This is a genomic window from Micromonospora sp. DSM 45708, assembly GCF_039566955.1.
Classification (GTDB): Bacteria; Actinomycetota; Actinomycetes; order Mycobacteriales; family Micromonosporaceae; genus Micromonospora.
The window spans coordinates 4,156,943-4,183,066 of record NZ_CP154796.1 but is presented as its reverse complement, the minus strand read 5'-3'; the positions used below and the strand labels follow the sequence as shown (position 1 = coordinate 4,183,066).

General features: G+C 72.9%; 24 protein-coding genes. 19 read left to right on the top strand and 5 right to left on the bottom strand.

Annotated features, from left to right (window positions below; all coding sequences use genetic code 11):
• The first annotated feature begins 18 nt into the window (after nucleotides 1-18).
• The 6 genes from VKK44_RS17675 to VKK44_RS17650 all read left to right on the top strand — a co-directional run bounded on the left by VKK44_RS17675 (nucleotide 19) and on the right by VKK44_RS17650 (nucleotide 5,349).
• Nucleotides 19-780, top strand: a complete 762-nt coding sequence (locus VKK44_RS17675) for an ABC transporter ATP-binding protein (protein ID WP_343442202.1) — start codon at nucleotides 19-21, stop codon at nucleotides 778-780.
• A complete protein-coding gene (locus VKK44_RS17670) occupies nucleotides 767-1,459 on the top strand; it encodes an ABC transporter ATP-binding protein (protein WP_343442201.1) in 693 nt (230 codons plus the stop codon). Before VKK44_RS17675 ends, VKK44_RS17670 begins: the two co-directional genes overlap by 14 nt.
• A gap of 44 nt (nucleotides 1,460-1,503) precedes the next feature.
• Nucleotides 1,504-2,760, top strand: coding sequence for an ABC transporter substrate-binding protein (locus VKK44_RS17665; RefSeq protein WP_343442200.1), 1,257 nt, complete (start codon nucleotides 1,504-1,506; stop codon nucleotides 2,758-2,760).
• 1 nt (nucleotide 2,761) lies between these two features.
• Nucleotides 2,762-3,643 (top strand): branched-chain amino acid ABC transporter permease, encoded by an 882-nt coding sequence (locus tag VKK44_RS17660; protein WP_343442199.1) that lies wholly within the window; start codon nucleotides 2,762-2,764, stop codon nucleotides 3,641-3,643.
• A complete protein-coding gene (locus VKK44_RS17655) occupies nucleotides 3,640-4,650 on the top strand; it encodes a branched-chain amino acid ABC transporter permease (RefSeq protein ID WP_343442198.1) in 1,011 nt (336 codons plus the stop codon). The genes VKK44_RS17660 and VKK44_RS17655 overlap by 4 nt, the downstream gene beginning before the upstream one ends.
• 75 nt (nucleotides 4,651-4,725) lie before the next feature.
• Nucleotides 4,726-5,349 (top strand): transcriptional regulator, encoded by a 624-nt coding sequence (locus VKK44_RS17650; protein ID WP_343442196.1) that lies wholly within the window; start codon nucleotides 4,726-4,728, stop codon nucleotides 5,347-5,349.
• Between the two features lie 85 nt (nucleotides 5,350-5,434).
• Here the strand turns inward: VKK44_RS17650 and VKK44_RS17645 are convergent, their stop codons facing one another.
• Nucleotides 5,435-5,992 (bottom strand): TetR/AcrR family transcriptional regulator, encoded by a 558-nt coding sequence (locus VKK44_RS17645; protein ID WP_343442195.1) that lies wholly within the window; start codon nucleotides 5,990-5,992, stop codon nucleotides 5,435-5,437.
• Between the two features lie 55 nt (nucleotides 5,993-6,047).
• Between VKK44_RS17645 and VKK44_RS17640 the strand changes: the two genes are divergently transcribed.
• The 3 genes from VKK44_RS17640 (at nucleotide 6,048) to VKK44_RS17630 (ending at nucleotide 9,602) form a co-directional block, all read left to right on the top strand.
• Nucleotides 6,048-7,109 (top strand): FAD-dependent monooxygenase, encoded by a 1,062-nt coding sequence (locus VKK44_RS17640; RefSeq protein ID WP_343442194.1) that lies wholly within the window; start codon nucleotides 6,048-6,050, stop codon nucleotides 7,107-7,109.
• A 307-nt stretch (nucleotides 7,110-7,416) separates the two neighbouring features.
• Entirely contained in the window at nucleotides 7,417-8,982 is a 1,566-nt protein-coding gene (locus tag VKK44_RS17635) for an MFS transporter (RefSeq protein ID WP_343442193.1), read from the top strand.
• A gap of 11 nt (nucleotides 8,983-8,993) precedes the next feature.
• Nucleotides 8,994-9,602 (top strand): TetR/AcrR family transcriptional regulator, encoded by a 609-nt coding sequence (locus tag VKK44_RS17630; protein ID WP_343442191.1) that lies wholly within the window; start codon nucleotides 8,994-8,996, stop codon nucleotides 9,600-9,602.
• 44 nt (nucleotides 9,603-9,646) lie between these two features.
• Here the strand turns inward: VKK44_RS17630 and VKK44_RS17625 are convergent, their stop codons facing one another.
• Nucleotides 9,647-11,566, bottom strand: coding sequence for a helix-turn-helix domain-containing protein (locus tag VKK44_RS17625; protein ID WP_343442190.1), 1,920 nt, complete (start codon nucleotides 11,564-11,566; stop codon nucleotides 9,647-9,649).
• A gap of 14 nt (nucleotides 11,567-11,580) precedes the next feature.
• Entirely contained in the window at nucleotides 11,581-12,363 is a 783-nt protein-coding gene (locus tag VKK44_RS17620; RefSeq protein ID WP_343442189.1) for a 3-hydroxybutyrate dehydrogenase, read from the bottom strand.
• A gap of 184 nt (nucleotides 12,364-12,547) precedes the next feature.
• On the opposite strand from VKK44_RS17620, the gene ruvC reads away from it, so the two are divergent.
• The 8 genes from ruvC to VKK44_RS17580 all read left to right on the top strand — a co-directional run bounded on the left by ruvC (nucleotide 12,548) and on the right by VKK44_RS17580 (nucleotide 21,939).
• On the top strand, nucleotides 12,548-13,078 hold the full coding sequence (ruvC, locus tag VKK44_RS17615; RefSeq protein WP_343442188.1) for a crossover junction endodeoxyribonuclease RuvC: 531 nt from the start codon (nucleotides 12,548-12,550) through the stop codon (nucleotides 13,076-13,078).
• Nucleotides 13,075-13,677 (top strand): Holliday junction branch migration protein RuvA, encoded by a 603-nt coding sequence (ruvA, locus tag VKK44_RS17610; RefSeq protein ID WP_343442187.1) that lies wholly within the window; start codon nucleotides 13,075-13,077, stop codon nucleotides 13,675-13,677. Before ruvC ends, ruvA begins: the two co-directional genes overlap by 4 nt.
• A gap of 22 nt (nucleotides 13,678-13,699) precedes the next feature.
• Complete coding sequence (gene ruvB, locus VKK44_RS17605; protein ID WP_343442186.1) at nucleotides 13,700-14,764, top strand: Holliday junction branch migration DNA helicase RuvB; 1,065 nt, start codon at nucleotides 13,700-13,702, stop codon at nucleotides 14,762-14,764.
• A 138-nt stretch (nucleotides 14,765-14,902) separates the two neighbouring features.
• Nucleotides 14,903-15,247, top strand: coding sequence for a preprotein translocase subunit YajC (gene yajC, locus VKK44_RS17600; protein WP_107161256.1), 345 nt, complete (start codon nucleotides 14,903-14,905; stop codon nucleotides 15,245-15,247).
• Between the two features lie 224 nt (nucleotides 15,248-15,471).
• On the top strand, nucleotides 15,472-17,400 hold the full coding sequence (gene secD / locus VKK44_RS17595) for a protein translocase subunit SecD (protein ID WP_343442185.1): 1,929 nt from the start codon (nucleotides 15,472-15,474) through the stop codon (nucleotides 17,398-17,400).
• Nucleotide 17,401: 1 nt separating this feature from the next.
• Complete coding sequence (gene secF, locus VKK44_RS17590; protein ID WP_343442184.1) at nucleotides 17,402-18,589, top strand: protein translocase subunit SecF; 1,188 nt, start codon at nucleotides 17,402-17,404, stop codon at nucleotides 18,587-18,589.
• Nucleotides 18,590-18,687: 98 nt separating this feature from the next.
• Nucleotides 18,688-19,254, top strand: a complete 567-nt coding sequence (locus VKK44_RS17585) for an adenine phosphoribosyltransferase (protein ID WP_343442183.1) — start codon at nucleotides 18,688-18,690, stop codon at nucleotides 19,252-19,254.
• Between the two features lie 222 nt (nucleotides 19,255-19,476).
• The gene (locus VKK44_RS17580; protein ID WP_458351543.1) at nucleotides 19,477-21,939 is read left to right on the top strand and encodes a RelA/SpoT family protein; all 2,463 of its coding nucleotides are present in this window, start codon (nucleotides 19,477-19,479) and stop codon (nucleotides 21,937-21,939) included.
• Between the two features lie 59 nt (nucleotides 21,940-21,998).
• Here VKK44_RS17580 and VKK44_RS17575 read toward each other — a convergent pair whose 3' ends face one another.
• Together VKK44_RS17575 and VKK44_RS17570 are read right to left on the bottom strand one after the other, a co-directional pair.
• Nucleotides 21,999-22,838 carry a peptidylprolyl isomerase gene (locus VKK44_RS17575; RefSeq protein WP_343442182.1) on the bottom strand — a complete coding sequence of 280 codons (840 nt, stop codon included), beginning with the start codon at nucleotides 22,836-22,838 and terminating at the stop codon, nucleotides 21,999-22,001.
• 83 nt (nucleotides 22,839-22,921) lie between these two features.
• Entirely contained in the window at nucleotides 22,922-23,773 is an 852-nt protein-coding gene (locus tag VKK44_RS17570; protein WP_343442181.1) for a peptidylprolyl isomerase, read from the bottom strand.
• Nucleotides 23,774-24,032: 259 nt separating this feature from the next.
• On the opposite strand from VKK44_RS17570, the gene VKK44_RS17565 reads away from it, so the two are divergent.
• Together VKK44_RS17565 and hisS are read left to right on the top strand one after the other, a co-directional pair.
• Nucleotides 24,033-24,746 carry an MBL fold metallo-hydrolase gene (locus VKK44_RS17565; RefSeq protein WP_343442180.1) on the top strand — a complete coding sequence of 238 codons (714 nt, stop codon included), beginning with the start codon at nucleotides 24,033-24,035 and terminating at the stop codon, nucleotides 24,744-24,746.
• 42 nt (nucleotides 24,747-24,788) lie between these two features.
• A complete protein-coding gene (gene hisS, locus VKK44_RS17560; protein WP_343442178.1) occupies nucleotides 24,789-26,123 on the top strand; it encodes a histidine--tRNA ligase in 1,335 nt (444 codons plus the stop codon).
• The last annotated feature ends 1 nt before the right edge of the window (nucleotide 26,124 follow it).

Sequence of the window (26,124 nt, the reverse complement as noted above, 5' to 3'; positions counted from 1 at the left end):
CTGCGGAGGGGTGAGGCGATGGCCGGGCAAGCGATCCTGTCGGCCCGTGGGCTGACCCGGGACTTCCGGGGTTTCCGGGCCGTCGATCGCGTCGACCTGGACGTGGCGGCGGGCACCGTGCACGCCCTGGTGGGCCCGAACGGCGCCGGCAAGACCACGCTGTTCAACCTGCTCACCGGCTTCCTGCCGCCCAGCGGCGGACGGATCGAGCTGGACGGCCGGGACGTCACCGGGCTGCCCCCGGAGCGGGTCGCCCGGCTCGGCGTGGCCCGGTCGTTCCAGATCACCAGCCTCTTCCCGCAGCTCGGCGCGCGGGAACACGTCGAGTTGGCGCTCCAGTCGCGCAGCGGGCTGGGCTGGCGGTTCTGGCGGTCGGCGAAGCTGATGCGCCGCTACCGGGAGCGGGCCGACGAGCTGCTGGCCATGGTCGGTCTCGCCGACCTCGCCGAGGCCCCGGCCGAGGCGCTCGCGTACGGGCGCAAGCGGGCCCTGGAGCTGGCCATCGCGTTGGCCCTGGACCCGAAGGTGCTGCTGCTCGACGAGCCGACCGCCGGGATGGGGCTGGAGGACGTCGACCGCACCGTCGAGCTGATCGCCACCGTCCGCACCGGCCGGACCGTGGTGATGGTCGAGCACAACATGAGCGTGGTGGGCCGGCTCGCCGACACGGTCACCGTCCTCCAGGCCGGCACGGTGCTGGTCGAGGGGCCGTACGAGCAGGTCCGCGCCGACGAGCGGGTCATCACCGCCTACCTGGGAGCCACGGATGCTGCGCATTGAGAACCTGTCCGCCTGGTACGGCGAGGCCCAGGTGCTGCGCGACGTGAGCCTGGAGGTGGCCGCCGGCGAGGTGGTCACGCTGGTCGGGCGCAACGGCGCCGGCAAGTCCACGCTGCTGCGCTCCGTGATGGGGCTGCACCCCGGCCGGCGTGGCACGGTGCGCCTCGACGGGCGGGACATCAGCCGCTTGCCGGCGTACAAGCGGGCGCGGGCCGGGCTCGGCTGGGTCCCCGACGACCGGGGCGCGTACGCCACGCTCACGGTCACCGAGAACCTGACACTGCCGCCCCGGGTCGGCCCGGACCCGTGGCCGCTGTCGCGGGTGTACGAGGCGTTCCCCGCGCTGCACGCCCGGCGTGACTCGGCCGCGACCATGCTCTCCGGCGGCGAGCAGCAGATGCTCGCGCTGGCCCGGGTGCTGCGCATGGGCGCCCGGCTGCTGCTCTGCGACGAGCCCACCGAGGGGCTGTCGCCGCTGCTCGTGCAGCAGGTCGGCGACCTGCTGCGGGAGGCCAAGCAGCACGGCGTGACCGTGCTGCTGGTGGAACAGAACCTGCACTTCGCCACCGGTGTCGCCGACCGGCACTACCTGCTGGCCGAGGGCCGGATCGCGGAGGCGATGGAGAACGCCGAGGTGCGCTCGCGGGAACGCGAGCTGCTGGCGTACCTCGGGATCTGACATTCGACGGCCGAACCCGCGCGGACCGCGCGGCGACGAAGGGGATGACCATGCGTAGGAGCGTGGGTGTGGCCGCCGCCTCGGCGGCGGCGCTGCTGGTGGCCGGCTGCGGCGGCGGTGGCCCGCAGTCCGGCGGTGACTCGAAGCTGACCGGCGACAAGATCGTGCTGGGCGTGCTCAACGACCAGTCGGGGGCCTACTCGGAGCTGTCCGGGCGCAACTCGGTCAAGGCCGTGGAGATGGCCATCGCCGACTTCAAGGCCAAGCACGGCGACGACGCGGTCACCAAGAACATCAGCGTGGAGACCGCCGACCACCAGAACAAGCCGGACGTGGCCAACAGCAAGGCCCAGGAGATGGTCGACCGCAAGGGCGTCGACGCGATCCTGGACGTGCCGACCTCGTCGGCCGCGCTGAAGGTCGCCGACGTGGCCAAGGAGAAGAAGAAGCTCTACTTCAACATCGGCGCGGCGACCACGGACCTGACCGGCAAGAGCTGCAACAAGTACACGTTCCACTACGCGTACGACACGTACATGCTGGCGCACGGCACCGGCACGGTGACCACCGAGCAGGTCGGCAAGAACTGGTACATCCTCTACCCGAACTACGCGTTCGGGCAGGACATGCAGAAGAGCTTCACCGCCGCCATCACCGCGGCCGGCGGGCAGGTCGTCGGCTCCGACGGCGCGCCGTTCCCGAACACCAGCGGCGACTACTCGTCGTTCCTGCTCAAGGCGCCGACGTTGAACCCGAAGCCGCAGGTGCTGGGCACCATGCAGGCCGGCGCCGAGCTGGTCAACGTGGTGAAGCAGTACAACGAGTTCAAGCTGCGGGAGAAGGGCGTCGGGCTGGCCGTCGGCCTGATGTTCATCACCGACATCCACTCGCTCACCCCGGCCGCGCTGGCCGGCACGACCTACACCGACGCCTGGTACTGGAACTTCGACCAGCAGAACCGGGAGTGGGCGGACCGGTTCCAGTCCGCGACCGGCACCCGGCCGTCGTTCGCGCACGCGGCGAACTACTCCGCCGCCATGCAGTACCTGGAGGCGGTGCAGGCCGCCGGCACCGACGACGCCGACGCCGTGGTCAAGGAGCTGGAGGGCAAGGACGTCAACGACCTGTTCCTGCGCAACGGCAGGATCCGCGCGGAGGACCACCGGGTCGTGCACGACGCCTACCTGGCCCAGGTGAAGCCGCAGGCCGAGGTGAAGGAGCCGTGGGACTACGTGAAGATCCTCAAGACCATCCCGGCGGCCGAGGCGTTCCGCGCCCCGTCGGCCGACTGCAAGCTCTGACATGTCCGGCTTCCTGCAGAACACGTTCAACGGGCTGGTGGGCGGGGCGTTCTACGCCCTGCTCGCCCTCGGGCTCGCGGTCATCTTCGGCATGCTCCGGGTGGTGAACTTCGCCCACGGCGCGTTCTACATGCTCGGCGCGTTCGGGGCGTACGTGCTGCTGGCCGAGGCGGGCGTGCCGTTCTGGGCCGCGTTGGTGATCATGCCGCTGGCGCTGGGCCTGCTCGGCATGGCGCTGGAGCGGGCGGTGATCCACCGGCTCACCCGGCTCGACCCGCTCTACAACTTCCTGCTCACCTTCGGCCTGACGCTGATCCTGCAGGACCTGGTCAAGTCCCGGTACGGCGTGCAGTCCAGCCCGTACGCCACGCCCGCCGAACTGAGCGGGACCGTCGACTTCGGGCTCTTCGACTTCCCGACGTACCGGGTGTTCATCCTCGGCTTCACCGTGCTGCTCTGCGTGGCGGTCTGGTGGGTGCTCGGGCGGACCCGGATCGGCATGGTGGTCCGGGCGGCCACCGAGCGGCCGGAGCTGACCCGGGCGTTCGGCATCGACGTGGGGAAGTGGGTCACCCCGGTGTTCGGCTTCGGCATCGCGCTCGCAGGGCTGGCCGGGGTGCTCGCCGCCCCGATGCGGGCGGTCAACCCGCTGATGGGCGCCGACCTGATCATCGTGGTCTTCGCGGTGGTGGTGATCGGCGGGCTCGGCTCGATCTTCGGCTCGGTCGCCGCCGGCTTCGGCATCGGCCTGATCCAGGCGTGGGGCGAGGCGTACCTGTCCGACTACCCGCTCGTGTCGCAGACCGTCGTGTTCGTGGTGATGGCCGCCGTGCTGCTCTGGCGCCCGGCCGGCCTGTTCGGCCGTGAGGAGGCCCCGGCATGACCGGTGTGGTGGACACCCCCGTCGCGAAGTCGGCAGCGCGGTCCGGGCTGCTCGCCGTCGCGCGGGCTCCCGGCTGGGTCCGGTACGCGCTGCTCGCCGCCGGCCTGGCCGTGGCGCTCTGGCTGCCCAACGGGCTCTACCCGGCGGTGGCGGTGGACATCCTCTGCTGGGCGCTGTTCGCCGTCTCGGTGGACCTGCTGCTCGGCTTCACCGGCCTGATGTCGTTCGGGCACGCCGCGTTCTGGGGCACCTCGGCGTACGTCACCGGGCTGGTCGCGATCCACGCCGGCCTGCCGTTCCCGGCCGCGGTGCTGGCCGGGGCGTTGGCCGCGGCGCTGCTCGCGCTGCCGATCGGCTACCTCGCGGTGAAGCGCACCGGGATCTACTTCGCGATGGTCACGCTGGCGTTCGCGCAGATGGTCTACTACGTGGCCAACGAGTGGCGGTCGGTGACCCAGGGCGAGAACGGCCTCCAGGGCGTGCCGCGCGCGTTCTTCGGCGCCGACCTCACCGACGACTACTACTTCTACTACGCGATCCTGCCGGTCGTGCTGCTCGGCCTGCTCGCCGCCTGGCGGATCGTGCACTCGCCGTTCGGCCGGGTGCTGGTCGGCATCCGGGACAACCCGGCGCGGGCCCGCGCGCTGGGCTACCCGGTGCACCGCTACAAGCTGACCGCGTTCGTGCTCTCCGGGTTCCTCGCCGGGCTCGGCGGCGGCCTGTTCGCGGTCGGCCACCGGTTCGTCTCGCTGGACGTGCTGCACTGGACCACCTCCGGCAAGGCGGTCATCGTGGTGGTGCTCGGCGGGATCGGCACGCTGTGGGGCGGCGTGCTCGGCGCGGCGCTGGTGGTCCGGCTGGAGGACTGGCTGTCGTTCTCCGGGTTCGAGGCCATCGGGCTGGTCACCGGCGGCATCTTCGTGCTGGTCGTGCTGCTGTTCCGGCGGGGCCTGTGGGGCAGTGTCGCGCACCTGCTGCGGCGTCGGGGAGCCGCCCGGCGCGGATGAATCTCCCGGTGGCGCATCCGGATCGGGTCGCCCGGACGAACCCCCAGGTAGCAGAGCTACCCGGGGGTACGACCGTTGCTGACCGAGAACATGCCGGCCGGGGCCGCCGAGTCGGCCCGTAAACGGCTCATCGCCGCCGCCGAGGACCTGGACGACAACCAGGTCGCCGGGCTGGTGCTCGACCTGGCCGCCGAGGTCGGGGTCGCGCCCGTATGGGAGCAGGTCTGCCTGCCGCTGCTGGGCGCGCTGCGCGGGGACAGCGCCGCCGAGATCGCGGTGGAGCACGCCCTGTCCGAAGGCGTCCGGGTCGGGCTGGACGTCTTCCGTCGGGAACCGACGCGACCGCTGCCCGTGCAGGGGGTGCTGCTCGCCGGCGCCGAGCACGAGACGCACTGCCTCGGGCTGCACGCCCTGGCCGCGGCGCTGCGCGAGCGCGGTCGGGGCTGCCTGCATCTCGGCTCGGCGCTGCCCTGGTCCGCGCTGGCCAGCGCCGTGGCCCGGGTCCGGCCCCGGGTGGTGGTGGTCTGGTCGCAGACCCCCGTGACCGGTCGGGCGTACCGCCTGGTCCGGCTCCGGCGGGACGTCCCGGACGTCCGTCTGCTCGCCGCCGGGCCGGGCTGGATCGAGCCGTTCCCGCCGGGCCCCGCCGCCCCGCACCGCCTCACCAGCCTCACCGAGGCCGCCACCGCCTGCCTGTGAGGCGGGGCCCCCGCTTGACGCCTCCGTAGAGGTGGGCGCCCCGCTTGGCGGGCGTATCGTCGGTGGGCGCGCCGTCGGCGGGCGTTCAGCCGGCGCGGAAGCCGTGCAGCAGGGCGGCCACCGCCGACTCCGGATCGAACGCCTCCTCGGGGGCGGCGAGCTGGTTGCCGAGGAGCCCGTCGACCAGCGCGAGCAGGCTCCGGAAGTGGGTCGCCGGATCGGTGGAGCCGAGCGCCGCGACCAGCGGCACCCCCCACTCGGCCAGCCGTGCCCGCCCGGCCTCGATGGCGGGCCGCAGTTCGGGCCGCACGGCCGCCTCCACGAACAGCGCGTACCGGGCCAGCGTGACGACCCGCTCCTCCTCGGTGAACCGGCGGATCAGCCGGCCGAGCACGCGGGTGAAGCCGGCGACGTCCCCGGGCGGCAGATCGACGGCGAGCCGCTGCCAGGCCAGCGTCTCCACCTCGACCAGCCGGGCGAAGACGCCGTCGACGAGCGCCTCCCGGGTGCGGAACCGGTTGGACGCGGAGCCCTCGGGCAGGCCCGCCTCGGCGTCCACCGCCCGGTGGGTGAGCTGCCGCGGACCCCGGGTGCCGAGCACCCGGATGGCGGCGTCGAGCAGGAGCTGCCGGCGATCGGTCACCGGGTCAGACTACAGGTGTAGTGAATGCGACTACATCTGTAGTACGGTGGCTGGCATGGCGGGTCGGGCGGCGGTGGTCGGTGGCGGCGTCGGAGGGCTGGCGGCGGGCATCGGGTTATGCGCCGCCGGCTGGGAGGTCACGGTCCTGGAGCGGTCCGCCGGGCTGCCCGAGACCGGGACCGGCCTCGGCATCTGGCCCACGGCGATGCGCGCGTTGGACACGCTCGGCGTCGGCGACGAGGTGCGTCGGCGGGCCCGCCGGCAGGCCGGCGGGTCGATCCGGCGACCGGACGGACGCCGCATCGCCACCATCGACGTCGACCGGCTGGAGCGGCGCCACGGCGAGCCGGTCCACCTCATCACCCGGCCGGCGCTGCTCGCGGTGCTGTCCGGCGCGCTGCCCGGACCGGCGCTGCGGTTCGCCGCACCGGTCGTCGACCCGGGTGCGCTCGTCGACGCGTACGACCTGGTGGTCGGCGCGGACGGGATCAACAGCGTGGTCCGCGTCGCGCTGCACGGGCAGCGCTGTCCGCTGCGCTACGCCGGCGCGGTGGCCTGGCGCGGGGTGGTCGACGTGGAACTGTCCGAGGGGGGTGAGACCTGGGGGCGGGGCCGCCGGTTCGGCCTCACGCCGATCGGCGACGGGCGGACCAACTGGTACGCCTCGGTGCGCCTCCCGCAAGGGCATCCCGCGCCGGTGGACGACGTCGCCGAGCTGCGCCGCCTCTTCGGTGACTGGCACCCGTCGGTGCGCCGGGTGCTGGACGCCCTCACCCCGGCCGGCGTCCTGCGGCACGAGATCCGCGACCTGACGCCGCTGCCGTCCTACGTGGCCGGCCGGACGGCGCTGCTCGGCGACGCCGCGCACGCCATGACCCCCGACCTCGGGCAGGGCGCCTGCCAGGCGCTGATCGACGCGGTCGCGCTGGCCGACTGCGTCCGCGACGCCGACGACCTGCCGGCCGCGCTGCGGGCGTACGACAGGCGCCGCCGCCGGCCCACCCAGCGGATCGCGGCCGGCGCGCGGTGGGCGGGGCGGCTCGCCCAGGCCCGGCGGCTGCTGCCGGTGCGGGACGCGGTGCTCCGGCTGGCGCTGGCCGCAGGCCCACCGGCCTGACGTCCCGACGCCCCCGCCCCCCGGGGCCGCGACGCCCCGGCGCCCTGTTTCACGGAAATAGTGGCTAACTGGGCCCCGAAGGCCACTGTTTCCGTGAAACAGGCGCATGGGGCGGCGCGTGGCGGCGGGGCGGGGCGCCTGAGGTCCCGGTGCGGCCCGCATTCGGGGGCGAGCCCGCGTCGGCGTGACCTGGCGCACATTCGATACGGACCTGTTCCGTATCGAAACTCGCTCACTTACGCTCGGCAGCGTTACGAGTCTGCCCCGTATCGTATTCGGACGCGGGTGAGCCGGGGGGAGAACCCACATGGAAGCGCACGAAAACACCGGACATCCGAGGAGGTGGGCGATCCTGGGGGTGCTGGTGATCAGCCTCCTCGTGGTCGTCCTCGACAACACCATCCTCAACGTCGCCCTGCGCACGCTCGCCGACCCGGTGCACGGCCTCGGCGCCAGCCAGGGCGACCTGGAGTGGGCGATCAACTCCTACACCCTCGTCTTCGCCGGCCTGCTCTTCACGTTCGGCGTGCTCGGCGACCGGTTCGGCCGCCGGCGCTTCCTGATCCTCGGGCTGGCGCTGTTCGGGCTGGCGTCGCTGCTCTCCGCGTACGCGCAGGACCCGGCGCAGCTCATCGGCGCCCGGGCGCTGATGGGCGTCGGCGGCGCCGCCATCATGCCGGTGACGCTCTCGATCATCTCCAACGTCTTCGACCCGCGCGAGCGCGCCCGCGCGATCGGCGTCTGGGCCGGCGCGGTCGGTCTCGCCGTGGCCATCGGCCCGGTGCTCGGCGGCGCCCTGCTGGAGCACTTCTGGTGGGGCTCGGTCTTCCTGATCAACGTGCCGGTGGTGGTGATCGGCGTGGCGCTGGTGGCGCTCCTGGTCCCCGAGTCCCGCGACCCCGCGCCCGGCCGGGTGGACGTGCTCGGTGTGCTGCTCTCCGTGGTCGGCCTGGTCGCCCTCACCTACGGCATCATCGACGGCGGCGAGCACGGCTTCGGCCGGCCGCAGGTCTGGGCCGCGATCGTCGGCGGGCTCGCGGTGCTCGGCTGGTTCGTCGCCCACGAGCTGCGCAGCGACCACCCGTCGCTGGACGTGCGGCTGTTCCGGGTGCCCCGGTTCGCCGCCCCGGTGGCCCTGGTCGGGCTGGTCTTCTTCGCCGCCATGGGCGTGATGTTCTTCGGCGCGTTCTACCTCCAACTGGTCCGCGGCTACAGCCCGCTGGAGAGCGGCCTGCTCTTCCTGCCCTTCGCCGCCGCCCAGCTGATCTTCGCGCCGCGCAGTGCCGCCATGGTCCGCCGCTACGGCGGCCGGGCGGTCGCCGCGGTCGGGCTGCTGCTGACCACGGTCGCGCTCGCCGCGTTCGTGTTCATCGACGCGGACACGCCCATCTGGATCTTCTCCGCGGTGGGCTTCGTGCAGGGCGCCGGAATGGCCAACATCATGCCGCCGGCCACCGAGTCGATCATGTCCGCGCTGCCCCGGGAGAAGGCCGGCGTGGGCTCGGCGGTCAGCAACACGGTCCGCCAGGTGGCCGGCGCGCTCGGCGTGGCGGTGCTCGGCTCGGTGCTCTCCGCCGTCTACCGCGACCAGGTCGCGCCCGCGGTGTCCGCGCTGCCCGCCCCGATCCGCGACGCGGCCCGGGAGTCGGTCTCCGGCGCGTACGCGGTCGCCGACCGGCTCGGCCCGGCCGCGCCGCGGCTGATCGACGCCGCCAACGACTCCTTCGTCTCCGCGATGCACTGGGCCGCCGGCATCTCCGCGCTGGTGGCGGCGCTCGGCGTCGTGATCGTGGTGCGGTGGATGCCGGGCCGGCCGGTCGTCGCGCCCGACTCCGCCCCGGCCACCGAGCCGGAGTTGGCCGGGACCGCGTAGGTTCGTGGACAATGTCTGACATGACGTCCACGACGGGTGCTCCGCGATCGCCTGGTCGACCGCGGAGCACCCGCGCCGACGAGGCGATCGTGGAGGCCGCGCTCGACCTGCTCGCCGAGGGCAGCACGCTCGAGGCACTCTCCATCGAGGCGATCGCGACCCGGGCCGGGGTCGGCAAGGCCACCATCTACCGCCGCTGGTCGGGCAAGGAGGCGCTGCTGCTGGATGCGCTGCGCCGCCTCAAGGGCGTCCCGCCCCGCCCCGGTGGGCGCTCCGTCCGGGACGACCTGGTGCTGCTGGTCGGCGCCGTGGGCCAGCACGTCGACCCCCGCGTCCGCAAGATCATGCCCTGCCTGGTGCCCGAGGTGAGCCGCAGCTCCGCCCACCGGCAGGCCTACGAGGCGATCATCGAGCCCCGGCGACAGGCGATGCGCGAGGTGCTGCGCCGCGCGATGGACAGCGGCGAGCTGCGCGCCGACCTCGACATCGAGGTGGCCATGGCGTTGCTCACCGCGCCGATGCTCACCCAGCGCATGCTGCACTGGCACCCCGAACTGGACGAACGCATCCTGCCCGAGCGGATCGTGGACGCCGTCCTGGACGGCCTGCGCGCCCGCTGACGCCCGGCCGGCCCGCGCGCCCGCCGCCCGGGAGCGCGTCGATGTCAGCCGGCCGGGCTGCGCAGCCGGTGCAGGCGCAGCGCGAGCTGCACCTCCAGCGCCCGCTCCGGCTTCTGCCAGTCGGCGCCGAGCAACTGCCCGACCCGCTCCAGTCGCTGGGTCACGGTGTTGACGTGCACGTGTAGCTGCTCGGCCGCCCGCGCCAGGCTGCCGCCCACCCCGAAGTACGCCTCCAACGTCTTCACCAGCGCGGTGCCCCGCCGGGCGTCGTAGTCGACCACCGGCCCCACCGTGGCGGTGAGGAACCGGGCCACGTCCCGGTCACCGGCGTCGCCGACCGCCCCGAGCAGCAGCCCGACGAAGCCCAGCTCCGCGGTGCTCGCGCCCTGCCCGGCCCGGCCCAACGCGCCGAGCGCGGTCAGGCAGCGCTCCGCCTCGGCGAACGTGACCGCCAGCGACGCCGGACCGGTCGACGGCCCGCTCGCCCCGGCGGTCACCGGCCGGCCGGTCACCCGGGACAGGTCCCGGGCCACCGCGCGGGCCGCCCCGCCGGCGTCCCGACCGGGCAGCATCAGCACCACCCGCCCGTCGCGCGCCGCGGCCAGCCCGCCCCGCGTCGAGGCGTACGAGGTGGCCCAGGAGAGCACCCGCTGCCGGGCCGAACCCGTCTCGGCGAACGCGTCGTCACCGACCGCCACCAGCACGTGCGGGGCGTCCAGGTCCACCCCGATCCGGCGGGCCCGGCTGCGCAGCGCGTCGGCGTCCCGCAACGGCCGGGCGATCAGGTCGTCGAGCAGCTCGCCCCGGACCCGCCCCTCCGCCTCGGCCACCGTGCGGCGGAACAGCAGCAGCAACGCGGTCACCAGCGCGGCCCGCTCCAGGATGCGCTGGTCGGCGTCGACCAGCTCGTCGTCCGGACGCAGCACCAGCGCGCCCAGGTTCTCCGCGCCGGCCACCACCGCGGCGTACCAGAGCGGACCCCGGCGTACGCTGCGCCCCTCGGTGCGCGACGCGGCGACCGCCTCCACGATGTCCGCCCGGTCCGGCTCGTCGATCTCGCCGACCCGGGCCAGCCGCCGCCCCTCGGCGTCCAGCGCCAGCAGCGCGCCGCCGAGCACCTCGGTCACCGCCGCCGCCACGTCCTCCATCCCGCCGCCGCGCACCACCAGCGCGGTCATCCGGTCGTGCGCGGCGGCGGCCCGCTCCACCGAGCTGCTGTGCGCCCGGATCGTGCCGTTCGCCGACGACAGCTCCGCCAACGCGGCCCGCGTCTCGGCCAGCAGTCGGGCGGTGTCGATCGCCACCGCGGCGTGCGCCCCCAGCGAGACCAGCAGCGACACCTCCTCCCGGGCGAACGGGCGGGCCGAGCGGTTGGCCGCGTACAGCACGCCGATCACGCTGGAGCCGAGCCGCAGCGGCACGCCCAGGATGGCCACCAGGCCCTCCTCGCCCACCCCGCCGTCGATCTCCCCGGTGTGCCGGAACCGCTCGTCCTCCTGGTAGTTCGAGGTGACGTACGGGGTGCCGGTCTGCGCCACCAGGCCGCCCAGCCCGTCGCCCATCTCCAGCCGCAGCCGCTGGAACCGGGCCGAGATGGAGCCGTCGGTGACCCGCATGTACGTGTCGCCGCGCTCGTCGTCGTTGAGCGTCATGTACGCCACGTCGGTGCCGAGCAGGATCCGGGCCCGGTGCACGATCGCGCGCAGCACGTCGTCCAGGTCGCGCAGGCCGGCCAGGTCGCTGGCGGTGTCGTACAGGCCGGACAGCTCGGTCTCCCGGCGACGGCGACGCTCCAGCAGCGCCCGGACCCGCAGCGCCACCACCTTCGCCTGCTCCAGCTCGGCCAGCCGGTCGGCGGGCAGGCCGGCGGCGCGCGCGGCGACCAGCGGGCCCTCGAACTCGACCGCGGCGGCCTCGCGCGCCAGCAGCTCCAGGAACTCCACCGGCGACGACATGACCGACATTGTGCGCGGCGCCACTAGTTGGCCGTCCAGCCCCCGTCGAGGGCGATCGAGGCGCCGGTGAGGAACGCGGCCGGCGGCGCGCACAGGTACGCCACCAGCTCGGCCACCTCCTCCGGCTCGATCAGCCGCTTGATCGCCGCCCGGGCCAGCATGATCTTCTCGATCACCTCGTCCTCGCCGATGCCGTGGCTGGCCGCCTGGTCGGCGATCTGGCTCTCCACCAGCGCGGTCCGCACGTACGCCGGGTTGATGCAGTTGGCCGTCACGCCGTGCGCGGCGCCCTCCAGCGCGACCACCTTGGACAGCCCTTCCAGGGCGTGCTTGGCCGAGACGTACGCCGCCTTGAACGGCGAGGCGCGCAGCCCGTGCACCGAGGAGATGTTGACGATCCGGCCCCAGCCGTTCGCGTACATCCGGGGCAGCGCCCGGCGGATCAGCAGGAACGGCGCCTCCACCATCACCCGCTGGATGTACTCGAACCGCTCGACCGGGAACTCCTGCACCGGCGCGACGTGTTGCAGCCCGGCGTTGTTCACCACGATGTCGGCGTCCACGTCGAGCCGGTCCACCGCCTGCGGGTCGGCCAGGTCGATCCCCTCGGCCCGGCCGCCGGCCTCGGCGGCGACCGCCTTGGCCGCCTCCACGTTGCGGTCCAGCACCAGCACGGCCGCGCCGGCCGCCGCCAGCCGCAGGGCGCAGGCCCGTCCGATGCCGCTGCCACCACCGGTCACCAGCGCGTTGCGACCGGAGAGGTCGACGTGTACGACGTGGGGGACCGCCACGGGTTCTGCCGTCATGGCGCAAGAAGTTACGAGCCGTGTGGCCCCGGGCACATGGGGCGGCGACACATACTCGACCGCTTCGGTGTGTGGTGCGTGCCGCGCCGGTCCGTCCCCGGCGTGTCCGCCCGTCCGCTGGTCGGACCCGGCCAGTAGGGTGTGTCGAACACACGTACTGCTGACGGCTCGGGGAGGAGGCGGCGTGCGCGTGCTGGGCGTCGACCCGGGGCTGACCCGGTGCGGGGTCGGCGTGGTCGAGGGCGTGCCCGGGCGTCCCTGCACGCTGGTCGCCTACTACGTCGTCCACACCGATCCCGGGGACGACCTACCGCTGCGCCTGCTGCACCTGGACCGGTCGCTCACCGACCTGGTCGCCACGCACCGGCCCGACGCGGTCGCCGTGGAACGCGTGTTCAGCCAGCACAACGTGCGCACCGTGATGGGCACCGCCCAGGCGAGCGGCATCGCGGTGCTCGCCGGCGCCCGGGCCGGGCTGCCGGTGAAGACCTACACCCCGAGCGAGGTGAAGGCGGCGGTGACCGGTTCGGGTCAGGCGGACAAGAAGCAGATGACCACCATGGTCACCCGCCTGCTGCGGCTGGCGGAGCCGCCGAAACCGGCCGACGCCGCCGACGCGCTGGCGCTGGCGATCTGTCACGTCTGGCGGGGCGGCACCCGGTCCAAGCTGGCCGCCGCCGCCGACCAGGCCCGACGAGGAGGGGCGCGACGATGATCGCGAGTGTGCGCGGCACGGTGACCGCGACCGGTCCGGACCACGCGGTGGTGGAGGTGGGCGGCATCGGCCTGGCCGTCCAGTGCGCCCCCGGCACCATCGCCGACCTGCGGGTCGGCCAGCCGGCCCGGCTGGCCACCAGCCTGGTGGTCCGGGAGGACTCGCTCACCCTCTACGGCTTCGCCGACGACGACGCCAAGCAACTGTTCGAGCTGCTCCAGACCGCCAGCGGCGTCGGGCCCCGGCTGGCCCAGGCGGTGCTCGCCGTGCACACCCCGGACGCGGTCCGCAAGGCCATCGCCAACGCCGACCTAGCGGCGCTGACCCGGGTGCCCGGGATCGGCAAGAAGGGCGCCGAACGGCTCGTGCTGGAGCTGCGCGACCGGGTCGGCCCGGTGGCGATCGGCCCGGACGGCGCGGGCGGGGTGACCGCCGGCGCCTGGCCGGAGCAGGTCCGTCAGGCGCTTGTCGGGCTCGGCTGGTCGGCGGCCCAGGCGGAGCAGGCGGTGGTCGCGGTCGCGGAGACCGTCGACGGCGAGACCCCGCCGGTGCCGGTCCTGCTGAAGCAGGCCATCCGCCTGCTGGGCCGCACCCGATGACGCGCGCGGCGGGAGCGCGTGGATGAGCAACGACAACCTGGTCTCGGCGTACGTCAGCGACGCGGAGCTGGACGCGGAGGCCAGCGTCCGGCCGAAGCGGCTCGCCGAGTTCATCGCCCAGGACCGGGTCCGCGACCAGCTCGACCTGCTGTTGCAGGGCGCGATGCGGCGCGGCTCCCCGCCGGACCACATCCTGCTCTCGGGCCCGCCCGGGCTCGGGAAGACCAGCCTGGCCAACATCGTGGCGGCCGAGCTGGGCGCCGGCATCCGGGTGACCAGCGGGCCGGCGATCGAGCGGTCCGGCGACCTGGCCGCGATCCTGACCAGCCTCGCCGAGGGCGACGTGCTGTTCATCGACGAGATCCACCGGATCGCCAAGCCGGCCGAGGAGCTGCTCTACAGCGCCATGGAGGACTTCCGGGTCGACGTGGTGGTGGGCAAGGGTCCCGGCGCGACCGCCATTCCGCTGGACGTGGAGCCGTTCACGCTGGTCGGCGCCACCACCCGGTCGGGCCTGCTGACCGGCCCGATGCGTGACCGGTTCGGCTTCGTCGCGCACCTGGACTTCTACTCCCCGGCCGACCTGGAGACGCTGCTGCACCGGTCCGCCCGGATCCTCGGCGTGCCGATCACGCCCGACGGCGCGGCGGAGATCGCCGGCCGGTCCCGGGGCACGCCGCGGATCGCCAACCGGCTGCTGCGCCGGGTCCGGGACTACGCCGAGGTCCGCGCCGACGGGGTGGTCACGGTGGAGACCGCGCGGACCGCGCTGACCGTCTACGACGTGGACGCGCTCGGCCTGGACCGGCTCGACCGGGCGGTGCTCAAGGCGCTCGTGGACCTGTTCCGGGGCGGCCCGGTCGGGGTCTCCACCCTCGCGGTGGCGGTGGGGGAGCAGCCGGACACGGTCGAGGAGGTCTGCGAGCCGTTCCTGGTGCGGGCCGGGCTGCTGGCCCGGACGCCCCGGGGCCGGGTGGCGACCGAGGCCGCCTGGCGGCACCTGGGACGCAACCCACCGAATGGTACATTTGGCATGGATGCCCCTCCGGGGCCCGATCTGTTCTCGACGCAGACCGACCGGCCGTGATCCTAACGTGATCTGTGCCGCATTCGGTCTTCTCAGGAGCAGGGACTAGACTTCGCCGCGGTCTGTACAGGACGTGAGAATCCGCCTCCGTTGCGGTGCCCCCCGGGGCCGGCGGGGGCCAACCGGAAGGTCTACACCGTGCTTTACGCAGCAGCGAGTGGCGGGGGAGCCGGCGGTCTGACGCCGATCCTCATGATCGCTCTGCTCTTCGTCGTCATGTACTTCATGATGATCCGTCCGCAGCAGAAGCGCCGCCGGGAGGCGGAGCAGATGCAGTCCGCTCTCGCCCCGGGCGACGAGGTGGTCACCATCGGCGGCCTGCACGGCACGGTCACCGTGGTCGAGGACGAGACGGTCCTGCTCGAGGTCGCCCCCGGCGTGCAGACCCGGTACGCGCGTCCCGCCGTGGCCCGGGTGGTCAAGCGGGCCGAGGCGCCCGAGGCCGAGACCATCAGCGAGGAAGCCGAGCCGGTCAAGGAGTGACCAGCCGCCCCGGACGGGGCAGCGGAACCACCCCGATAAGTGGATAGTTGGGTCGGCGTCCGTCGTCGGCACGCGGCCGGACCCGCGCGACGCCCCCGCGTCACGCCCGGGTCGGCGTGCCGTGCGCCGACGCCGGCCAGCCGGAGCAGTCGGGCGGACACCCCCGGCCCGACAGTTGTCGCCGCCGTGGAAGCGGCGCGACCGTACAGGGAGACAGGACAGCCGTGGCACCACCTCAGGGACAGATGCGCCCCGGACGGCAACTCGCCGTGCTCGGGTTCATCTTCGTCGTCCTCTATCTTTTGGTGTTCTTCTCGGGCGGCGCCAGCGGTAGCTGGAAGGACCGGCTGGAGCCCCGGCTCGGCCTGGACCTCATCGGCGGCACCCGGCTGACGCTCGAGGCCACCAACAGCGTGGACGGCAAGCCGCCCACCGCCGAGAACCTCGAAGAGGCGCGGCAGATCATCGAGAGTCGGGTCAACGCCTACGGCGTGGCCGAGGCGGAGGTGGTCACCGAGGGCAACCGGAACATCGTCATCTCCCTGCCCGGCCAGAACCGCAGCCTCACCGACGTCGGTGAGGCAGCCGAGCTGCGCTTCCGCAAGGTGCTCAAGGCCACCGACGGCAGCGGTGCGGCGACCGCGCCGGCGCCGAGTCCCAGCGCCTCCGTGGCCCCGTCCGGCAGCGCCAAGCCCTCGGGCAGCGCCTCCCCGAAGCCGTCCGGCAGCGCGTCGCCCAAGCCGAGCGCGAGTGCCAAGGTCACCGCGTCGCCGAGCGCCGGCGGGCAGGGCGGCATGGCCCCCGCGCCGAGCGCCAGCGCGACGCCGACGCCGTCGGCCCCGGCGAGCGCCGCGCCGAGCGCCAGCGCCAGCGCCGAGCCGGTGCCGCAGAGCATCGAGCAGCAGCGCAAGGCCGTCGAGCAGAAGGTGGGCGCGCCCGCTTGGGCCGCCGCCTCCGGGCTCCAGGCCCCGGCCGACCTCACCGCCGATCCGTCGCTGGCCGGCAAGCTCAAGCCGTTCGGCACGCTCTCCCCCCAGGAGATCGCGGTGCTGCCGGTGGAGATGCAGTTCAACGTCCCCACCATCACCTGTGCCCAGCTCGACAAGCGGCCGGCCGGCTCGGTCAAGGACCCGAAGCAGAAGGCGGTGGCGTGCGAGTCGGGCGCCAAGTACCTGCTCGACGTGGCCAAGGTGGAGGGCACCGACGTCAAGAACGCCTCCGCCCAGCTCGACCAGACCAGTGCCTGGGTGGTCAGCCTGAACTTCACCGGCAAGGGCCAGGAGAAGTGGACCGCGCTGACCCGCGAGTCGTTCACCAACGAGGGTCAGGCCTGCGACCAGACCGCGCTCGGCCAGGACGGCAAGTGCCGGGTCGCCGTGGTGCTGGACAACGAGATCGTCTCCTCGCCGGAGATTCAGGCCGTGCTCACCGGTGACTCGCAGATCACCGGCAGCTTCGACAACAAGTCCGCGAACGCGCTGGCCAGCCAGCTCCGCTACGGCGCGCTGCCGCTGACGTTCGAGCCGCAGGAACAGCAGAACGTGACCGCGACGCTGGGCGACAGCCACCTCAAGGCCGGTCTGCTGGCGGCCGGCATCGGCATGCTGCTGGTCATCATCTACTCGTTCTTCTACTACCGGCTGCTCGGCTCGGTCATCTTCCTCAGCCTGGTGCTCTCCGCGTTGCTGGTCTTCGGCGCGCTGGTGGTGCTCGGCCGGTCGATCGGCTTCACGCTCACGCTCGCCGGCATCGCCGGCATGATCGTCTCGCTCGGTGTGGCGGCGGACTCGTTCGTCATCTACTTCGAACGCCTCAAGGACGAGATCCGCGAGGGCCGCAGCCCCCGCAGCGCGGTGCCCCGCGCGTGGATCCGGGCCCGCCGGACGATCATCTCGGCGAACGCCATCACGTTGATGTCGGCCGTGGTGCTCTACATCGTGTCGGTCGGCGCGGTGAAGGGCTTCGCCTTCGCGCTCGGCCTGGCGACCGTGCTCGACCTGGTCGTCGTGTTCCTCTTCCGTCACCCGATCATGACGATGTTCGCCCGTACCCGGGCGTTCCTGTCCCCGCGGGTCAGCGGTCTGGGCCGGGCGCTGCCGGCCCGGTCGGCCGAGTCGGGCACCGCCCGCAACCCGCGCGTCAAGGAGGCCTGAGATGGCTAAGAGTGGTCTGGCCGCCCGGCTCTACCGTGGCGAGGCCGATCTCAACATCGTCGGCAAGCGCAAGCTGTGGTTCGGCGTGGCCGGCGCGCTGGTGCTGATCGCGGTGCTGAGCTTCGCGTTCAACGGCTTCAAGCTCGGCATCGAGTTCGCCGGCGGCAACTCGTTCCAGGTGCCGGCCAGCGTCGGCACGCTCGACCAGGCCGAGCGCACCATCGACGACGTGCTGGCCAAGGAGGCACCCGGCGTCGAGGTGGTCACCGCGCAGAAGGTCGGCGGGGCCGGCGGCGAGACCTACGAGATGCGCACCGGGCAGCTCAGCCAGGAGCAGGCCAACGCGGCCAAGACCGCGATGGCGCAGGAGTTCGGCATCCAGCCCGACCAGATCAGCGGCAGCCAGGTCTCCGAGGCCTGGGGCAGTCAGGTCACCTCCCGCGCGTTCCTCGGTCTGCTGATCTTCCTCGCCGTGGTGTCGATCTACCTGGTGCTGCGCTTCGAGTGGCGGATGGCGGTCGCCGCGATCGTCTCGCTGCTCACCAACCTGATCCTCACCTCCGGCATCTACTCGCTCGTCGGCTTCGAGGTCACCCCGTCGACGATCATCGGCTTCCTCACCATCCTGGGCTTCGCGCTCTACGACGTGGTGGTGGTCTTCGACAAGGTGCAGGAGAACACGCGGGGCATCACCGCGAACAACAACCTCACCTACGGCGAGGCGTCGAACCTGGCGCTCAACCAGAGCCTCATGCGCTCGCTGAACACGTCGGTGGTGGCGCTGCTCCCGGTCGGCGGCCTGCTGTTCATCGGCGCCGGCCTGCTCGGCGCCGGCACCCTGAAGGACCTGGGCCTGGTGCTCTTCGTCGGCATGGCGGTGGCGTTCCTCACCTCGATCCTGCTGGCCACCCCGCTGCTGGTGCTGCTGAAGAACCAGGACCCGCGGATCAGCGCGCACAACAAGCGGGTGCTCGCCCGCCGGGCAGCCGTCGCCCGGGGCGAGATCACCCCGAAGGGCGCGTCGCGCCCCGCGCCGACCGGCGACCAGCCGATCGAGGCGGACGCGGCGCTGGCCGGCGCCGCCCCGAAGGTCGGCTCCCGGCCGGCCGGGAAGCGCCCCAGCGGCGCCCGGGGCGGTCGGCCCAGCGGCGGCGGGGGTAACCGGCCGGGCGGCGCGAAGCGCCGCTGACCGCAGGCCCGAAGGGGAATCGACCGGACGGCGTCCGTCATGCTGTTACCACGACATGACGGACGCCGTCGTCGTTTCGAGAGGACATGGGACGCACCGTGACGGAGACGCACACCACCGAGGTACGGGGAGACAGCGGCCCGGAGGTCGCCCGGCTGGTCGCCAGCCGGCTGCTGGACGTGCCGGACTTCCCCAAGCCGGGGGTCATGTTCAAGGATCTGATGCCGCTCTTCGCCGACGGCGTGGCGTTCCGCGAGGTGATCGACGGGATCATCGCGTACCACGGTCCGGAGTCCTTCGACGTGGTCGCCGGCATCGAGGCGCGCGGGTTCGTGCTGGCCGCCGCCGTCGCGTACGCCACCGGGGTGGGCGTGGTGCCGGTACGCAAGGCCGGCAAGCTGCCCCGCGCGACCCACTCGGCCTCCTACGCGCTGGAGTACGGCGAGGCGACGCTGGAGGTGCACCAGGACGCGTTCACCGCCGGCCACCGGGTGCTGGTGCTGGACGACGTGCTGGCCACCGGCGGCACCGCCGAGGCCACGCTCGACCTGGTGGAGCGGGCCGGCGGCACGGTCTCCGGCTTCACGATCCTGCTGGAACTGGGCTTCCTGAAGGGTCGGGAGCGGCTCGCGCCGCGCCCGGTCCATGCCCTGCTGACCGTTTGACCCTGGTCGTCCCGCGTAGCTCGCCGGCACCGACCGTCCGGGGGAGCGGCGGCGCACCCTGCCTACGGGTAGCATTGCCCTTTGCCTGACCGGGCGGGTGACCGTCCGCAGGCGGCGGAGCCCAGCCCCGGTGACCGGCGCGGAACAACACCGGCCCCCGGGTCGGTTGGATCAGACGTCGGCCGGACGGCCGGCGCATCCCGGCGAACGGTGAGGAGGCCGGTGTCCCACGATGTCGTCCCTCCGGTGGAGGGCACGGTGCACCCGACAGGCGACGCGGACGGCTCGGTGACCGAGCGCGACGGCAACCCACCGGTCGGGGCGACCGACGGCACGCCGGACGCGACGGCCGACGACGGCGGGGTCGTGGTGCCGTTCCCGACCGACGGCCCCGGTGACCCCACGTCCAGCGGCGGCTTCGCGCTCTCCAACGCGCCGACCGGCCGGCGGGTCCGCGCCCGACTGGCGCGGTTCAACGCGCCCTGGCAGACCTCGCAGGTCAGCGAGGTGCTGGAGCCGCTGATCGCGAGCCACCGGGTGAACCACCCCAAGGCCGACGCGCGGCTGTTGCAGCGCGCCTTCGACACCGCCGCCCGCTGGCACTCGGGGCAGTACCGCAAGTCCGGCGATCCGTACATCACGCACCCGCTCGCGGTGGCGACCATCCTGGGCAACCTGGGCATGGACACCACCACGCTGGTGGCGGCGCTGCTGCACGACACGATCGAGGACACCGAGTACACCCTCGACCAGATGCGCGCCGACTTCGGCGGCGAGGTCGCGCTGCTGGTCGACGGCGTCACCAAGCTCGACAAGGTCAAGCTGGGTGACGCGGCCAAGGCGGAGACCATCCGCAAGATGGTGGTGGCCATGGCCAAGGACCCCCGGGTCCTGGTGATCAAGCTGGCCGACCGGCTGCACAACATGCGGACGCTGACCTTCCTGCCCCGGCCCAAGCAGGAGCAGAAGGCCAAGGAGACGCTGGAGATCCTCGCCCCGCTGGCGCACCGCCTCGGCATGAACACCATCAAGTGGGAGCTGGAGGATCTGGCCTTCGGCACGCTGTTCCCGAAGCGGTTCGAGGAGATCAACCGGCTGATCGGCGAGCACCAGCCGCAGCGTGAGGCGCTGCTGCGCCAGGTGACGCAGAAGGTGCAGACCGACCTGAAGGCCGCCAAGATCAAGGCGGAGACCACCGGGCGGCCGAAGCACCTCTACTCGATCTACCAGAAGATGATCGTGCGGGGGCGCGACTTCAACGACATCTACGACCTGGTCGGGGTGCGGATCCTGGTCGACACGGTGCGCGACTGCTACGCGGCGCTGGGGGTCATCCACGCCAACTGGCAGCCGGTGCCGGGCCGGTTCAAGGACTACATCGCCATGCCCAAGTTCAACATGTACCAGTCGTTGCACACGACTGTCATCGGGCCCACCGGCAAGCCGGTGGAGATGCAGATCCGCACCTACGCGATGCACCGCACCGCCGAGTTCGGCATCGCCGCGCACTGGAAGTACAAGGAGCACAAGGGCACCCAGGTGGTCGGCCCGCCGGCGCACATCGACGAGATGACCTGGCTGCGGCAACTGCTGGACTGGCAACGCGAGGCGGCCGACCCGAGCGAGTTCCTGGACGCGCTGCGGTTCGACCTGTCCAGCCAGGAGGTGTACGTCTTCACGCCGAAGGGCGACGTCATCCCGCTGCCCACCGGGTCGACGCCTGTCGACTTCGCGTACGCGGTGCACACCGAGGTCGGGCACAAGTGCATCGGGGCACGGGTCAACGGCAAGCTGGTGCCGCTGGAGTCGACGCTCTCCAACGGCGACGTGATCGAGATCTTCACGTCGAAGTCCGACACGGCCGGCCCGACGCAGGACTGGCTCGGCTTCGTCAAGAGCCCGCGCGCCCGCACGAAGATCCGCCAGTACTTCAACAAGGAACGGCGCGAGGAGGCGATCGAGGCCGGCAAGGACGCGATCGTCAAGGCGATGCGCAAGCAGGGCATGCCGTTGCAGCGGATGCTCACCTCGGACGCGCTGATGGCGATCGCCCGGGACCTGCACCTCGCGGACGTCGCCTCGCTCTACGCCGCGGTCGGCGACAGCCAGGTTTCCGCGCAGTCCGTGGTGCAGAAGCTGATGGCGTCCTACGGCGGCGAGGAGGGCGCGGCGGAGGACATCGCCGAGACCGCCGTCGCCACCCGGCCGCCGCGCAGCCGGCAGAGCAGCGCCGACCCGGGCGTGGTGGTCCGGGGCGTCAGCGACGTCTGGATCAAGCTGGCCCGCTGCTGCACACCGGTGCCACCGGACTCGGTTTTCGGCTTCGTCACCCGCTCCGGCGGGGTCAGCGTGCACCGCGACGACTGCGCCAACGCCGAGGACCTGCGGGCCCAGCCCGAACGGGTGGTCGAGGTGAGCTGGAAGCTGACCTCGGCGTCCACGTTCCTGGTCGCCATCCAGGTGGAGGCGCTGGATCGGCACAAGCTGCTCGCCGACGTCACCCGGGTGCTCTCCGAGGAGCGGGTGAACATCCTCTCCGCGACGGTCACCACCACCCGGGACCGGGTGGCGGTCAGCCGGTTCAGCTTCGAGATGGCCGACCCGAAGCACCTCGGGCACCTGCTGGCCGCGGTGCGCAAGGTCGACGGCGTCTTCGACGCGTACCGGGTCACGTCCGGGGCCTGAGCACATACGCACGGAAAACGCCCGCCGGTCGAGCCGGCGGGCGTTTTCGGTGACGCGGGTCAGCCCTGGATGTCGCTCAGGCTCACCTTGGTCATGACGATCTCCTTCTTCGGGTGACCGCCGCCGGCCTGCTTCGCGAACGCGCCGTCGTCGCCGGCCGCGGCGACCTGCTTCACCACGTCCATCCCGCCGGTGACGGTGCCCAGCACCGTGTAGTTCGGGTCGAGCGGGGAGTCGCCGTACACGATGAAGAACTGGCTGCCGGTGCTGCCCGGCTGGCCGGAGTTGGCCATCGCGATGACGCCCTCCGGGTACGGCGGACGCTTGTTGGTGGGCAGGTTCTCCTCGGCCAGGTTGTAGCTCGGCCCACCGGTGCCGTCGGTGTCCCGCCAGCCCTTCCCGGTCGCGCTCGGGTCACCGCACTGGAGCACCTTGATGCCCTCGGTGACCAGGCGGTGGCACTTGGTGTTGTCGAAGAAGCCCTTGCTGGCCAGGTGCGTGAAGCTGCCGGCGGTGCACGGCACCGCGCTGCGGTCCAGCCGGGCGGTGATCGGCCCCAGGTTGGTGTCGATCGTCATCGTCTGGCTGCCCTTGTTCGCCTGCTGTCCCGGCGGCAGCCCGACGTCCTTGATCTGCGCCGGCCGGCCCTCCTTGGGCACCTCGTTGTAGGTGCACTGGGCGAAGCCGGCCGCGGTGCCGGCCTGCTCCTTGTCGTCGTCGTCGCCGCCCAGCGACGTGGCGAGCCAGACGGTGCCGGCCACCACGAGCACCAGCACGGCCGCGGCGCCGGCGATCGCCTGCGTCTGCCGGCGCTTGCGGGCCTTTCCGGCCCGCTCGGCCATCTCCCGCTCGAGCCGGGCCCGCGCCGCCGCCCGCTGGCGGTCTCTCGTGGACGTCACGGTCACTCCTCACCTGCTGTGTATCGGGGGACGGCGTCGCGCGCCGTCGCGTCAAGGGTGGGTCAGGGCCGACCCGAGGTGGATCAACCGGCGCTGGGGCTGCTCGCCGGCGCGGCGTTCGGCTCGCCGACGGTGAGGCTCTGGATCACCACGTCCGTCTTCGGCTTGACCTTCGCCCCGCTGCCATTGTCCACGGTCGGGAGCGTGCCGATCTTCTCCACCACGTCGAGCCCGCCGGTGACCTTGCCGACGACGCTGTAGGCCGGCTTGGCCGGGCTGAAGTCCTTGAAGAAGATCAGGAACTGGCTGCCGTTGGTACCCGGCGGGTTGCCGACCAGGGCGACGGTGCCCTTCGGATAGGTCGGGGGCTGACCCGGCGCGGGCGAGGCCGACGGGCTCGGCTCGGGCGCGGTGGGGACGTTCTCGTCGTAGAACGAGTAGGTCGGTCCGCCGATCCCGGTGCCGCTCGGGTCACCGCAGCGCAGCGCGCCCTCGGTGGTGATCTCGTGGCACTTGGTGGTGTCGTAGAACTTCCGGCTCGCCAGGTGGGCGAGGCTCGCGCTGCCGCAGGGCGCGGCGGCCAGGTCCAGGTCGACGGTGATCGGCCCGCCCTGGTTGGTGGTCACCGTCATCGGTCGCGTGCCCGAGGTGGGCAGGTCCCGGGTGGCCGGCGTGCCGACGTCCTTGAGGTTGGCGTTCGCGGCGCCGTCCTGCGGGGTCCAGAGGCACGTGTCCTCGGCGGCCTGCTTCTTGGGCTCCGAGTCGAACGCGCCGAGCGCCCAGGCCGAGCCGGCCACGATCAGCGCGAGCACCACCGCGGCGCCCACGCCGGCCTGGATCTGCCGGCGGCGCTTCGCGGCCGCGGCCCGCCGGGCGAGTTGCCGGTCGAGCTTGGCCCGCGCCATCTTGCGCTGCCGGTCCCTGCTGGAAGCCACAGGTGCTCCCCTTCCTCTGCCTGATCGTCGCCGGCGTCCGGGCGTCGCCCGCCGTGTTCGGTCGGGGTGCGCCACGCCACACGCCCGCCAGAGTGTACGGCTACCGACTGGGAAAGTGGTGTACGAGGTCCGGCCTCGCCTTATCGGGCGTTGTCACTGGGGCCGGTGGGGCGTCCGGGCACGGTGGCGGGCGAAACCCGCTCGTCGGTACGACTAGGCTGCTGGGCGAGGACGACGACCGGACGGAGAGGGGACGGACGTGCTCGTGGCCGGCTTTCCCGCGGACGCCTTCGGCACCAACTGCTACGTGGTGGCGACCGCGCCGGGGGAGCAGTGCGTGGTGGTCGATCCCGGCATCGGGGTGATCGACCGGCTCGACGCCGTGCTCGCGGAGCACCGCCTGCACCCGGCCGCCGTGCTGCTCACCCACGGCCACCTCGACCACACCTTCTCGGTGGCGCCGGTCTGCGGGGCGCGCGGCATCGCCGCCTACGTCCACCCCGAGGACCGCGAGTTGCTGGCCGACCCGTCCAAGGCGCTGTCCATGGACCTCACCGCGCTCTTCGGCGGGCGGCTGCCGTACGCCGAGCCGGACGACGTGGCCGAGCTGACCGACGGCGCGACGCTGGCGTTGGCCGGGCTGGAGATCACCGTCGACCACGCCCCCGGCCATACCGGCGGGTCGGTGCTGTTCCGGATGCCCGGCGCCGGCTCGCCCTGGGAGGCCGACGAGATCTGCCTCTCCGGTGACGTGCTCTTCGCCGGCTCGATCGGCCGCACCGACCTGCCGGGCGGCAGCATGCCCCGCATGCTGGCCAGCCTCCGGGAGAAGGTCCTCCCGCTGGCCGACGACACCGTCGTCCTGCCCGGCCACGGCCCCGCGACCACCATCGGCCGCGAGCGCGCGAGCAACCCGTACCTCGTCGAGGTGTCCGGGCCCGCGCGCCCGGCCGCGCCCACCCGAGGCCTCTAGACCCTCGCCCGCGCCCGGCGCGGGTTTCGCAAGGAGTACGCCATGAGCAAGCCCACGCCCATCTCCGGCTTCCCCGAGTGGACGCCGGCGCAGCGGATGGTCGAGCAGTTCGTGCTGGACCGGATCCGCGCCACGTTCGAGCTGTACGGCTTCGCGCCGCTGGAGACCCGCTCGGTCGAGCCGCTCGACCAGTTGCTGCGCAAGGGGGAGACCTCGAAGGAGGTCTACCTGCTGCGCCGGTTGCAGGCCGACGCCGACGGGCCGGCCGGCGACGACGCGCTCGGGCTGCACTTCGACCTGACCGTGCCGTTCGCCCGCTACGTGCTGGAGAACGCCGGCAAGCTGGCCTTCCCGTTCCGCCGCTACCAGATCCAGAAGGTGTGGCGGGGCGAGCGCCCGCAGGAGGGCCGCTACCGGGAGTTCCTCCAGGCCGACATCGACATCGTCGACCGGGACACGCTGCCGGCGCACTACGAGGCCGAGATGCCGCTGGTCATCGGCGACGCGCTGCGGTCGCTGCCCATCCCGCCGGTCCGCATCCAGGTCAACAACCGCAAGATCTGCGAGGGCTTCTACCGCGGCGTCGGGCTGACCGACCCGGAGGCGGCGCTGCGCGCGGTCGACAAGCTCGACAAGATCGGCCCGGCGAAGGTGGCGGCGCTGCTGGCCGAGACCGCCGGGGCGAGCGACGCCCAGGCCAAGGCGTGCCTCGCGCTGGCCGAGATCTCCGCGCCGGATGCCTCGTTCGCCGACGCGGTGCGGGCCCTCGGCGTCGACGACCCGCTGCTCGACGAGGGCATCGCGGAGCTGACCGCCGTGGTGGAGACCGCCGCCGCGCACGCACCCGGCCTCTGCGTCGCCGACCTGCGCATCGCCCGGGGGCTCGACTACTACACCGGCACCGTCTACGAGACGCAGATGATCGGGTACGAACGGTTCGGCTCGATCTGCTCCGGTGGCCGGTACGACAACCTGGCCAGCGCCGGCAACGTCCGGTTCCCCGGGGTGGGCATCTCGATCGGCGTGACCCGGCTGCTCGGCCTGCTCTTCGGCGCCGAGGCGTTGACCGCGTCCCGGTCCGTGCCGACGTGCGTGCTGGTCGCGGTCGCCGCCGAGGAGGACCGGGCGGCCAGCGACGCGGTCGCGGCGGCGCTGCGCTCCCGGGGCGTCCCGACCGAGGTGTCGCCGTCCGCGGCGAAGTTCGGCAAGCAGATCCGGTACGCCGAACGGCGGGGCATCCCGTACGTCTGGTTCCCCGGCGCGGACGGCGACGAGGTGAAGGACATCCGGTCCGGCGCGCAGGTGCCCGCCGCGGCGGGCGAGTGGACCCCGCCCCGGGCGGACCTGAAGCCGCTGGTCGGTGGCGCTGGCGTCTGAC